This is a genomic window from Pseudomonas sp. 3MAES_34.3B (assembly GCF_058145875.1).
Genome location: NZ_CM176960.1, coordinates 5382106 through 5394600, shown reverse-complemented (window position 1 = coordinate 5394600; position 12495 = coordinate 5382106). Strand labels below are relative to the sequence as shown.

At 60.2% G+C, this 12495-nt stretch carries 9 protein-coding genes; 5 read left to right on the top strand and 4 right to left on the bottom strand.

Annotated elements, in window-relative coordinates:
* Positions 1-3: 3 nt before the first annotated feature.
* The 3 genes from AC3Z8Y_RS24340 to uvrD form a co-directional block, all read right to left on the bottom strand.
* Positions 4-411 (bottom strand): SMI1/KNR4 family protein, encoded by a 408-nt coding sequence (locus AC3Z8Y_RS24340; protein ID WP_490087906.1) that lies wholly within the window; start codon positions 409-411, stop codon positions 4-6.
* A gap of 120 nt (positions 412-531) precedes the next feature.
* A complete protein-coding gene (locus tag AC3Z8Y_RS24335) occupies positions 532-1389 on the bottom strand; it encodes a Tim44 domain-containing protein (protein WP_490087905.1) in 858 nt (285 codons plus the stop codon).
* A gap of 171 nt (positions 1390-1560) precedes the next feature.
* A complete protein-coding gene (gene uvrD, locus AC3Z8Y_RS24330; protein WP_490087904.1) occupies positions 1561-3747 on the bottom strand; it encodes a DNA helicase II in 2187 nt (728 codons plus the stop codon).
* Between the two features lie 185 nt (positions 3748-3932).
* Between uvrD and AC3Z8Y_RS24325 the strand changes: the two genes are divergently transcribed.
* From AC3Z8Y_RS24325 to AC3Z8Y_RS24315, 3 genes are all read left to right on the top strand, one after another.
* A complete protein-coding gene (locus tag AC3Z8Y_RS24325) occupies positions 3933-6818 on the top strand; it encodes a putative bifunctional diguanylate cyclase/phosphodiesterase (protein ID WP_490087903.1) in 2886 nt (961 codons plus the stop codon).
* 75 nt (positions 6819-6893) lie between these two features.
* Positions 6894-7760, top strand: coding sequence for a transcriptional regulator HexR (hexR, locus tag AC3Z8Y_RS24320; RefSeq protein WP_181111152.1), 867 nt, complete (start codon positions 6894-6896; stop codon positions 7758-7760).
* A 90-nt stretch (positions 7761-7850) separates the two neighbouring features.
* Complete coding sequence (locus tag AC3Z8Y_RS24315) at positions 7851-8051, top strand: PA3496 family putative envelope integrity protein (RefSeq protein ID WP_490087902.1); 201 nt, start codon at positions 7851-7853, stop codon at positions 8049-8051.
* Here AC3Z8Y_RS24315 and AC3Z8Y_RS24310 read toward each other — a convergent pair.
* The gene (locus AC3Z8Y_RS24310) at positions 8014-8955 is read right to left on the bottom strand and encodes a LysR family transcriptional regulator (protein WP_490087901.1); all 942 of its coding nucleotides are present in this window, start codon (positions 8953-8955) and stop codon (positions 8014-8016) included. The genes AC3Z8Y_RS24315 and AC3Z8Y_RS24310 overlap by 38 nt on opposite strands.
* A 163-nt stretch (positions 8956-9118) precedes the next feature.
* On the opposite strand from AC3Z8Y_RS24310, the gene AC3Z8Y_RS24305 reads away from it, so the two are divergent.
* Both AC3Z8Y_RS24305 and oadA read left to right on the top strand, forming a co-directional pair.
* Positions 9119-10534, top strand: a complete 1416-nt coding sequence (locus AC3Z8Y_RS24305) for an acetyl-CoA carboxylase biotin carboxylase subunit (RefSeq protein ID WP_181111290.1) — start codon at positions 9119-9121, stop codon at positions 10532-10534.
* A 100-nt stretch (positions 10535-10634) separates the two neighbouring features.
* Complete coding sequence (gene oadA, locus AC3Z8Y_RS24300) at positions 10635-12443, top strand: sodium-extruding oxaloacetate decarboxylase subunit alpha (protein WP_490087900.1); 1809 nt, start codon at positions 10635-10637, stop codon at positions 12441-12443.
* The last annotated feature ends 52 nt before the right edge of the window (positions 12444-12495 follow it).

Genomic DNA, 12495 nt, shown 5'->3' with positions numbered 1-12495 from the left:
GACTCAGCTTTCCAGCCAAACGTCCCTTGCCCAGTGCCACACGGATTCCCAACTCTCTTCGGTGACCGGCTCTTCCTCACCGCTCCACTGCACTACGGTTCCGTCCTCTTCTACGCAATAGTAGTTGTCGCCATCCTGGCAGATAGGAATTAGCTCTCGGGGAACACCGAGGTCCCAAGCGGTAGCGGCAACTTCCGGCAGGTACGTATGTGACTGCGGATCCGTCACGGTGACGGGTTCGAGGCTGCCATAAACCACGTCGCTGACGTGAAGCAGGAACTCCTTGAACACGAACGGGATATTGATGAAGAGCTGCTCTTCAATCTCGACCAGGAGATCTTCGTCGGGTAACTCCAATGGAACCGGAACGGGTTCATTGGCTTCCCGAAGCTGTTCGATGACTTCTTCCACAGTGACTGACCTATGCCTTGGAACGATGGGCGGGTTTATCCTGAGGATTCTAATCCATACCCCAAAAAGCAAAACCCCGGATATGGAAATCCGGGGTTTTGTGTGCCGAGCGGTGTGAAATCAGCTGTTTTGGCGGATACCAGCAATAAGCCAAGGCTGGTTTTCGCCTTGCTGGCGTTCCATGTTCCAGCTCTCGCTGAACGCTTCACCCTTGTCGAAGCGCGAGTCCTTGGATACGCCCGTGAAGGTCAGGGTTGCAATCGTACGGTCTGCGCGGTCATCCACCCCGTCCAGTTGCACCGAGAGGTCATCGATATACGTGGACTGGTAGCCCTCGCCCAGCGAAGCACGTTCCTGACGAAGGAACTGCAGCATTTGAGGGGTCACGTACTCGGAGATCTTGTCCATCTCGTTGGCGTCCCAGTGTTGCTGCAGCGACAGGAAGTGTTCCCGGGCGGCGCCCAGGAAGCTTTGCTCGTTGAACCACGCCGGTGCCTGAATCACAGGCCGTGCCGAAGCACCGGCACTGGCGCCGAAGGGCGAGCCAGGATTAGCCGCCGGTTGAGCTTCACGCTGATAGGCCGGATGACCAGCCATTGCCATCTGCGGTTGCTGCTGTTTGCGGCGACGCGATGCAATGAAGCGGAAGATCACGAAGGCCACCAGCGCGAGGAGAAGGAAGTCCAGGAACTGGAACCCTTCGAACCCGTCGCCCATGAACATCGAGGCCAGCAAACCGCCGGCGGCAATACCGGCCAACGGGCCAAGCCAGCGTGAAGCGCCACTAGGCGCACCAGGTGCACGTCCGGGTTGTGCCGGGGTGGTGGCCGATGGTTGGGACGGCGCGGCCTGGCGTGTTTGATGGCTAGGCGCGGCGCCAAAAGACTTGCCGCCACCGAAGCGCTTGGCGGCGTTGGCGTCCAGGCTCAGCGTGAGGCTGAGGCAAAGCGCCATGGCGATGCTGAGAAATCGTTGCATGAAGGCATTCCCATCTTTAATGGATATAGCGCGAGCCATGTTGCACGGCGGGAGGGGGTATAGCCAGCGAGAGATTGTTTCCGGCTTTTACGGAAGTTTCCTACAGGCTTCAGCCCTCCATGTAGGAGAGAGAGGCCAAAGCTGCGGGAAGTTTCCTTCCCGCGCAGAGGATTATTCCAGCGGTACCAGTTTGGCGTAGCCCAGCATCAGCCACTTGCTGCCTTCGGCGAAGTTCACCTGAACGCGGGCCTGGGCACCGGCGCCTTCGAAGTTCAGGATCACGCCTTCACCGAACACCGCGTGCTGGACCCGCTGGCCCAGGTTGAACACGGTATCGGGGATACCAGCCTGGCCGAAGATACTGCCGATATTGGGCTTGGCCGCTCCACCGAAGGGGCGGCTTACGCTGTTGGACAAGCGTACTTCCTTGAGCAGGTTTGCCGGGATCTCCCGCACGAAGCGCGACACCTTGTTGTAGGTTTCGCTGCCATACAGCCGGCGAGTTTCGGCGTAGGTCATCACCAGCTGCTGCATGGCGCGGGTGATACCCACGTAGGCCAAGCGCCGCTCCTCCTCAAGGCGGCCAGGTTCTTCCAGGCTCATCTTGTGGGGGAACAGCCCTTCTTCCATGCCCACAAGGAACACGAATGGGAATTCCAGGCCTTTGGCACTGTGCAGCGTCATCAACTGAATGCTGTCTTCGTGCTCGTCAGCCTGCGTATCACCGGCTTCGAGCGAGGCGTGCCCCAGGAAGGCTGCCAGCGGGCTAAGGTCTTCCTCTCCGTCGGCATTTTCAAAGTTGCGGGCAGCGCTTACCAGTTCCTCGAGGTTTTCCACCCGGGCCTGGCCTTTCTCACCTTTCTCTTCCTGGTGGTAAATAATCAGGCCGGCATGCTCGATGACCGTCTGCGTCATCACGTGCAGCGGCATGGTTTGAGTGCGCGCGGCCAGGTCTTCGATAAGGTCCATGAAAGCCTGCAGGGCATTCGCAGCGCGGCCCGTAAGGCCTTTGTTCGCTACCAGCTGCCGTATGGCCTCCCACATCGACACTTCGGCCTGACGGGAATGTTGCCGAATGGCCTCCACGGTTTTCTCGCCTATGCCCCGCGGTGGTACGTTGATCACGCGCTCCAGCGCGGCGTCATTACCACGGCCATCGAGCAAGCGCAGGTACGCCATGGCGTTCTTGATTTCGGCGCGCTCGAAGAATCGCTGCCCACCATAGATGCGATAGGGTATGCGCTCCCTCAGCAAGGCCTCTTCAAGCACCCGCGACTGGGCGTTGGAACGATAGAGAATAGCGATTTCGCTACGGGCCAGGCCGGTCTTGAGTGCGCTTTCGATGGTTTCCACAACATAACGGGCTTCGTCATGCTCGTTATAGGCGGCATAGAGGCTGATCGGCTCACCTTCGCTGCCGTCCGTCCACAACTCCTTGCCCAGGCGCCCACTGTTGTTGGCGATCAGTGCGTTGGCTGCGTTCAGGATCCCGGCGGTAGAGCGGTAATTCTGCTCCAGGCGGATCAGCTCGGCATCCGGGAAGTCGGTGGTGTACTGGCGGATGTTTTCGATACGGGCACCCCGCCAGCCGTAGATCGACTGGTCGTCGTCGCCCACTACCATGAGGCTTTGCCCGCCCTTGGCCAACAGCCGAAGCCAGGCATACTGCACCGCGTTGGTGTCCTGGAATTCGTCTACCAATACGTGGCGGAAGCGCCGCTGGTAATGCTCCAGCAGGCCGGCGTTGTCGCGCCACAGGTCCAGTGCCCGCAGCAATAGCTCGGAAAAGTCGATAACCCCGGCACGCTCGCAGGCGGCTTCATACGCTTCATAGATGCTGCGCATGGTGGCCAGGAACAGGTCACCCTTGGGTTGAATATGCTGCGGCCTCAGGCCTTCGTCTTTCTGGCCATTGATGAACCACTGAGCCTGCCGTGCAGGCCATTTCTGGTCATCCAGCCCCAGCTCGCGAATCACCCGCTTCACTAGGCGCTGTTGATCGTCACCATCCAGGATCTGGAAGTTCTGGTTCAGTTTGGCTTCCTGCCAGTGAGCGCGTAGCAGCCGGTGGGCCAGCCCGTGGAAGGTGCCGACCCACATGCCGGCCGGGCTTATACCCATCAGCTGTTCGATGCGGTGACGCATCTCGGCCGCCGCTTTGTTGGTAAACGTCACGGCCAACAGAGAGTGCGGCGAGGCATGCTCCACCTGCATCAACCAGGCGATGCGGTGCACCAGCACGCGGGTTTTGCCAGAGCCAGCGCCGGCGAGAACCAACTGACGGCCAACAGAGGCGGCGACCGCCTGGCGTTGGGCATCGTTGAGCGAATTGAGCAAAAGAGAGAGGTCGTCATGCATGACGGCATTCTAGGGTGCGTAGACATGGCTGAGCAAACACCGCTTACGACCGGTGGGCCGTCGGCCGGTCAACCGCCAGCAGGGCGAGCCTTCGCCTAGATAGACGGCAATTGGCCATTGGCTGCAATCGGTGAAATCTTGTGTATGCTGCCAGCATCCTTCAGGTCCGAACAAGAACAACGCTTATGGCCCTTGAAAACCGCTCTCCAGGGCGGGCCGTGCCTGCGCGGCAGGTGGCTGAACACGACTTTTCGGCCAGCCTCACGGTAGAACGTACCCGCTTGCTGTACCAGGGATCACTGGTGCCTACGCTCCTGATGTTACTCACCGGGCTGGTGTGTTCCTGGATCCTTTGGTCGCCCGGTCATCATGTGCTGGTGAGTGCGTGGCTTGGCTGGCTGATGACGCTGGTGACCCTGCGGGTAATCCAGGTGGCTGCGTTCGATGCCTCCATGCCCAACCGCCAGGCAGCGCCCATCTGGCGCCGGATGTTCTTGCTTGGCTCTGCGGCCAGTGGCCTTACGCTGGCTGGCGCTGCCATTCTACTGGCCCCCTTCGATAGCTTCCTGCAACAAGCGTGGATCTTCGGCCTGCTCGGCGCTGCGGCGTTGTCGGCAAGCATCGCTTATGCCGTCAGCTTTACCGCTTTTCTCAGTTTCGCCGTGCCATGCCTCGCTCCTCCGGTGATCTGGCTGTTCACGGTGGGTGGGGTACACCAGCGCGGCTGGGCCTGGTTGGGCCTGATGCTGTTGGCGTCCCTTTGTGTAGTCGCCTGGCAGGTGAATCGGCTGATAGAGCGCAGCCTGCTCCGTCGGTTTCAGAATCAGGCACTGATCGCCAACCTGAGGGAAGAGCAAGCTGTCATTACCCGGCTTAACCGGGAAATGACCGAAGAAATGGAACGACGCCGCGCTGCCGAGCAGGAGCTGCGTGCGATCCAGGCACATCTTGAAGAACATGTGGCCCGCCGAAGCCAGCAACTCGACCAGGCAAACCAGGCGTTGAGCAAGAGCCAGGCGCGCTTGGCGCTGGCCTTGGAAGCCAGCGAACTGGGCTTATGGGACTGGGACTTGCGCACCGATGAGGTGTTGCATACCGAACTAGAGCGGTTGTTTGGCATCGCGCAGCAAGATGTGCCGATATTGCTCAAGCATTTGCGCCCGCGATTGCACCCCGACGATGTGCCAATACTCAAGCGCACCCTGATCGCTCACCTTAAAGGTCGCACGGAGGACTATCGGGTTGAATACCGTGTTCGGCATAACGATGGCCGTTGGCTTTGGGTAGAAGACCGAGGCCGGGCGGTGGACCGCACGCCAGGGGGCCGCGTATTGCGCATGCTGGGTACGCGGCGGGATATCACCCGGTTGCGTGAGCAGGAGGAACAACAACGCCTGGCAGCGACGGTGTTCGAAGCCATGAGCGAGGGCATCGTGGTGCTCGACCCGGACTTTGTGGTGTTGGCCATCAACCAGGCCTTCACCCGCATAACCGGCTACCAAGCCCCGGCATGCATTGGTCAGTTGTTGTTGGAGTTGCCATGCAGCCGGGACCTGCGTCGCCAGTTCCCACAAATTCACCAGGCATTGCTGGAGCGAGGTGGCTGGCAAGGTGAAGTAGTCGAGGCCCGCCAGAACGGCGAGCTGTATCCACAATGGCTGCAGGTGAGTGCTGTGCTCGATGAACAAGGTGCCCTGAGCCGTGTGGTTGTGTTCTGCTCCGACCTCACGTCCAGGCGCGCCTCCGAAGAGCGCCTGCATTACCTTTCCTATCACGACGAACTCACCGGCCTGGGCAACCGAGGGCTGTTCCGGCAGCGATTGCACGATGCCTGCCAGCGGCTAAGGCATAACGGGCGCAGCCTGGCGCTGCTGCACATTGACCTGGACCGATTCAAACTGCTCAACGACAGCTTCGGGCACGATGCGGCCGACCAGGTGCTGCGCCAGATCGCCAAGCGGATCGGCGCTGCGTTACCGGAAGCCGACACCGTGGCAAGGCTGGCAGGGGACGAGTTCGCGGTGTTGTTCGACGCCTACACCAGCTTGTCGAGCCTTATACGGGTCACAACACGACTGCTGGAAAAAATCCGCGCCCCGGTGCGCCTGGATGGCCACGAGCTTACCCTTACGGCGTCTATCGGTATCAGCCTGTTGCCGGATACGGCACGTGAAGGCCCGATCCTGCTGAATCAGGCGGACATGGCCATGCAGCAGGCGAAGCGCCTGGGCGGGGATCGCTTCTACTTCTTTACCGAGCCGATGCAGGCCGATGCCCATGACCGCTTGCAACTGGAGCACCAGCTGCGCCGTGCGCTGGCGTTAAATCAGTTGGAGGTGTTCTACCAGCCCAAGCTCAACCTGGGCACCGAAGCCTTGGGCGGCGTAGAAGCACTGGTACGCTGGCGTCATCCCCAGCGAGGGCTTATAGGGCCGAGCGCGTTCATCGAACTGGCAGAGGAAACTGGCCTGATCACAGCTATAGGCGAGTTTGTGTTGCGGACTGCCTGCCGTCAGGCCCGCGAATGGCAACGCCACGGCCTGGGCGATCTGAGGGTTTCGGTAAACCTCTCCGGGCAGCAGCTACGCTACGGGAACCTGGTAAGCCTGATCCGCCAGGTATTGGCTGAAAGCGGGCTGGCGCCTACGCTACTCGAACTCGAACTGACAGAAAGCCAGTGGCTGGACAACGTCAGCGCCATTCATGCCACCTTCGCCCAGCTGAGACAGCTTGGGGTCAAGCTGGCCATCGATGATTTTGGCACCGGTTATTCTGCCCTCAGTTATCTCAAACGCCTGCCCGTGGACTTTGTGAAGCTTGATCAGGCTTTTGTGCGCGAACTGGAAGACAGCAGTGCCGACGCCACCATCACCCAGGCAGTGATCACCATGGCCCATGGGCTTGGCTTGAAGGTGACCGCCGAGGGCGTCGAAACGGCGGGCCAGTTGCGCGTGCTCAAAGGGCAGGGCTGCGATGAAGTGCAAGGCTATCTGATTGGCCGACCGGTCCCGGCCATAGAGTTCCAACAGTGGCTCGCCGTGCGTGGCAACGAGGGCGTTCCCCTTGTTTGACTGGGCCTGCGATCACCCATGTAGTATAACTACAAAAAACCGTGGCCCTGCCCGACACCAAATGAGTCCTCTCTCTTGAACCTTCTGCAACACATTGCCCAATCCCGCCATCTGCTGCGCAAGTCGGAGCTGAAGGTTGCCGATCACGTGCTTCTCGACCCGGCGGCCGTCATGCATAGCTCCATGGCAGACCTGGCCCACAACGTGGGCATCAGCGAGCCGACCATCGTGCGGTTTTGCCGGGCCATTGGCTGCACAGGGTTCCAGGACCTCAAGCTCAAGCTGGCGCAAAGCCTGGCTGCGGGGGCGAGCTTCGGCCAGTTCGCGATTCACGAAGACGATTCGGTCGCCGATTTCAGCCTGAAGATTTTCGATACCACGCTGCACACCTTGATGGAGGTCCGTGAGCACCTGGACGCCCAGGCCTTGCAGCGGGCGGTGACGGCCATGGCGCAGGCGCGGCGGGTCGAGTTTTACGGGTTTGGGGCATCCGGCGCGGTAGCGGCCGATGCTCAGCACAAGTTCTTCCGCCTCCTGCTTACCGCTGCGGCGTATTCGGACCCCCATATGCAGGCCATGTCGGCGGTGACCTTGCAGCCTGGCGATGTCGCAGTGTGCATTTCCCAGTCAGGCCGGTCGAAAGACCTGCTGATCACCGCCAACCTGGTTCGCGAAACCGGCGCTTCGCTGATTACGCTGTGCCCGAGCCAAACCCCGTTGGCCGAGCTGTCTACGGTCAACCTGGCGATCGATGTGCACGAGGATACCGAGATCTACACCCCGCTCACCTCGCGTATCGCCCACCTGGTGGTTATCGATGTATTGGCGATGGGTGTGGCCATGGCCCGCGGCCCAACACTGGTGAACCACCTCAAGAGTGTGAAGCGCAGCTTGCGCAGCCTTCGCCTGTCGCCCAAGTCGATCAAGCACCCTGACGAATAGTCGCTGTAACCGCGACGTAACTCGCGTGCCCTCAAAACTTAACGCACCACCGCCATGCTGTAGCTCCCCTGAACCGATAGGAGAGGCATCATGGCGCGTTCCTATGAAGGCTCCACCAACGGCAAGACCCGCCGCCAGGAAGAAGACGCACGGCGGATGGCGTTTCGCCGTGCCATTGAAAGCCGTATCGACGAGCGACGTCTGTTGGCTGACACCTTAGATTACCCCGAGCTGTATGCCTGGAAAGCGGGCGTCATGGACAATGTGCAAAGCGTTCAGCCAGGCTACTGAGCTGCGCGCGCTCCTCTCGGATAAACGCCAGGAATGCCGCAGCCACGGGTGACGGGCGCCTGGCTTTCGCCCGTACCAGGCACCAGCTCCGCCGCAGGGGCAACTCGGTTACCGGCAATTCCCGCAGCACGCCACTGCGCAGCTCACCGATCACCGCATGGCGGCTCAACAGCGCTACCCCAAGGCCCGCTATTACGGCTTCTTTCTGTGCTTCGGCCGAACCCACTTCCAGTGTCTGGCCAAAATGCACCCTCTTTTCCTTCAAGAACACCTCGCAAGCCATGCGTGTTCCCGAGCCCGCTTCGCGGATGAGCAGCGGCCATGGCTCGAGCGCCTGAAGGCGCAACTCGCTTTCTTGCGCCAGCGGATGGCCGACAGGTGCAACGGCAATGATGTCATTGGTAAGAAACGGCAGGAACTCAAGGTCCATGTCCTGGGGCACCATGGACATGATCAGCAAGTCATCGCGATTGTCGGATAAGCGCCGCAACGCCTGCGCACGGTTGACTACGCTTAGCACAAGGCTCACTTCCGGATGCTTGCGCTTGAAGGCCGCGAACAGGTGCGGGAGGAAATATTTGGCGCTGGATTCCACCGCCAGCTTCAGTTGGCCCTGCAGTGAACCTTGAAGGTCAGAGAGCTGCATGTCGAAGCTTTCCAGCCGCCCGAAGATGTCCCGGCTTGCGCCTTGTAGTGCTTCAGCAGCCTCGGTGAGGTAAAGCTTCTTGCCCACGTAATCAAACAAAGGCTGGCCGATCACTTCTTCCAATTGGCGGATCTGCAGGCTCACCGCTGGCTGAGTGAGCGACATTTCCTCGGCTGCTCGGCTGAAGGATCGAAGGTCACACACTTCATTGAATACCCGGAGCTGGCGCAGGGTGATTCGCATCAGGGATTTACGCACGCGTCGCTCCGAAGCTTGGCAAAGCGATAACTATAAGCTTTCCCTTATGGGTGGCCCAACAAACTCTAATTATTATTTATCGTTGACCCCGGTTAGGGTGAAAAGGTGCCTGCTCAAGCCGTGAGGCATTGCGTGCCGCCCATGCTGGACGAGGGAAAACGACGTGATAAAAAAGATCCTCATCGCTAACCGAGGCGAGATTGCAGTTCGTATCGTGCGCGCCTGCGCCGAAATGGGCATTCGCTCCGTTGCGATTTACTCCGACGCCGATCGCCATGCATTGCATGTGAAGCGGGCAGACGAGGCCCACAACATTGGTGCCGAGCCCTTGGCGGGCTATCTGAACCCACGCAAGCTGGTGAACCTGGCGGTCGAAACGGGCTGCGACGCCTTGCACCCCGGGTATGGTTTTCTATCCGAAAACGCAGAGCTCGCGGAAATCTGTGCCCAGCGGGGGGTGAAATTCATCGGCCCCTCGGCTGATGTGATCCGTCGTATGGGTGACAAGACCGAAGCCCGTCGCACCATGATTGCTGCCGGGGTGCCGGTTACGCCGGGTACCGAAGGCAACGTGGCGGACATTGCCGAAGCCCTGCGCGAAGGCGACCGGATCGGCTACCCGGTAATGCTCAAGGCAACTTCAGGCGGTGGCGGGCGGGGTATCCGCCGTTGCAACAGCCGTGAGGAACTCGAGCAGGCGTTCCCCCGGGTTATCTCCGAGGCCACCAAGGCGTTTGGCTCGGCTGAAGTGTTCCTCGAAAAATGCATCGTCAATCCCAAGCACATCGAAGCCCAGGTGCTTGGCGACAGTAGCGGCAACGTGGTGCACCTGTTCGAGCGCGATTGTTCGATACAGCGGCGCAACCAGAAGCTGATCGAAATTGCTCCCAGCCCCCAGCTCACCCCGGAACAGCGCGCCTACATTGGCGACCTGGCCGTGCGCGCGGCCAAGGCAGTCAATTACGAGAATGCGGGTACCGTGGAGTTTCTGCTCGCCGAGGGCGAGGTGTACTTCATGGAGATGAACACCCGGGTGCAGGTAGAGCACACCATTACCGAAGAAATTACCGGGCTGGACATCGTTCGCGAGCAGATTCGCATTGCTTCGGGGCTGCCGTTGTCGGTGAAGCAGGAAGATATCCAGCACCGCGGCTTCGCCTTGCAGTTCCGGATCAACGCCGAAGACCCGAAGAACAACTTCCTGCCGAGCTTCGGCAAGATCACCCGGTATTACGCGCCCGGTGGGCCAGGCGTACGCACCGATACGGCTATTTATACGGGCTATACCATTCCGCCTTTCTACGACTCCATGTGCCTGAAGCTGGTGGTGTGGGCGCTTACCTGGGAAGAAGCCCTGGACCGCGGGCTGCGCGCCCTTGATGACATGCGCGTGCAAGGCGTGAAAACCACGGCGGCGTATTACCAGGAGATTCTGCGTAACGCGGAATTCCGTAGCGGGCAGTTCAATACCAGCTTCGTGGAAAGCCATCCGGAGCTCACGCACTACTCGATCAAGCGTAAACCCGAAGAGTTGGCCCTGGCCATCGCCGCCGCCATCGCCGCCCACGCCGGGCTATGAATCGTAGCTACAAGCGGCAAGTTACAAGCGGCAAGCTAAAGCGGATCGGCTTTTACTTGCAGCTTGCGGCTTGAAGCGTGTAGCCCAAGGAGCTTTTGAGATGCCCAAGAAGATCTTCGTTACCGACACCGTGCTGCGTGATGCTCATCAGTCCCTGCTGGCTACCCGCATGCGTACCGAAGACATGCTGCCGATCTGCGACAAGCTCGATAAGGTCGGGTACTGGTCGCTGGAAGTCTGGGGTGGTGCCACGTTCGACGCCTGTGTGCGTTTCCTCAAGGAAGACCCATGGGAGCGTCTGCGCCAGTTGCGCGCGGCCCTGCCCAACACGCGCCTGCAAATGCTGCTGCGCGGCCAGAACCTGCTGGGCTATCGCCATTACAGCGATGACGTGGTGCAAGCTTTCGTCGCTCGCGCTGCCAGCAATGGTATCGACGTGTTCCGTATCTTCGATGCGATGAACGACATTCGAAACCTGCGCGTTGCCATCGAGGCCGTGAAGGCCACTGGCAAACACGCCCAGGGCACCATCGCTTACACCACCAGCCCCGTGCATACAGTGCAGGCCTTCGTGGAGCAGGCCAAGCAGATGGAAGCCATGGGGTGCGACTCCATCGCCATCAAGGACATGGCCGGGCTGCTTACTCCATACGCCACTGGTGAACTGGTACGGGCATTGAAGGCCGAGCAAAGCCTGCCCGTGTTCATTCATTCCCACGACACCGCCGGGCTGGCAGCGATGTGTCAGCTCAAGGCTGTGGAAAACGGCGCCGACCATATCGACACCGCGATATCGAGCCTTGCCTGGGGCACCAGCCATCCGGGTACCGAATCCATGGTGGCAGCCTTGAAGGGCACCGAATACGACACGGGCCTGGACCTGGAGCTGCTTCAGGAAATCGGCTTGTATTTCTATGCCGTTCGCAAGAAGTACCACCAGTTCGAAAGCGAATTCACCTCGGTGGATACGCGAGTGCAAGTGAACCAGGTGCCCGGCGGCATGATTTCCAACCTTGCGAACCAGCTGAAGGAGCAGGGCGCACTCAACCGCATGAACGAGGTGTTGGCTGAAATCCCGCGGGTTCGCGAAGACCTGGGTTTCCCTCCCTTGGTAACCCCTACCTCACAGATCGTGGGTACCCAGGCGTTCTTCAACGTGCTGGCGGGTGAACGCTACAAGACCATTACCAATGAGGTGAAGCTGTACCTCCAGGGCGGCTATGGCAAGGCGCCGGGCACCGTCAGTGAAACCTTGCGCCGGCAGGCCATCGGCAGCGAAGACGTGATCGACGTTCGCCCCGCTGACTTGCTCAAGCCTGAAATGGACAAGCTGCGCGGTGACATCGGTGAAGTGGCGCAGAGTGAAGAAGACGTGCTCACCTACGCCATGTTCCCCGACATCGGCCGCAAGTTCCTCGAGGAACGTAACGCTGGCACCCTCAAACCCGAGGCCCTCCTGCCCGTGCCAGAGGCCGGCGCGGTGGCTTCCGTGCAGGGCGAAGGTGTGCCGACCGAGTTTGTCATTGATGTGCATGGCGAAACCTATCGCGTCGACATCACCGGTGTAGGCGTAAAGGCCGAAGGCAAGCGTCACTTCTACCTGAGCATTGATGGCATGCCTGAGGAAGTGGTGTTCGAGCCACTTAACGAGTTCGTCGGTAGCGGCATCGGCAAGCGCAAGCAGGCCAGCGCGCCGGGCGATGTAACCACCACCATGCCGGGAAATATCGTGGAGGTACTGGTCAAGGAAGGCGACCAGGTGAAGGCGGGGCAAGCGGTGATGATCACCGAAGCCATGAAGATGGAAACCGAAATTCAGGCGCCCATCGCTGGCACGGTAAAGACCATTCATGTCGCCAAGGGCGATCGCGTTACCCCTGGCGAAGTACTGATCGAGATCGAAGGCTGAATCGAGACGGTTAACCTCTGGGGGCTTCGGCCCCCTTTTTTTTTGCCAGCCG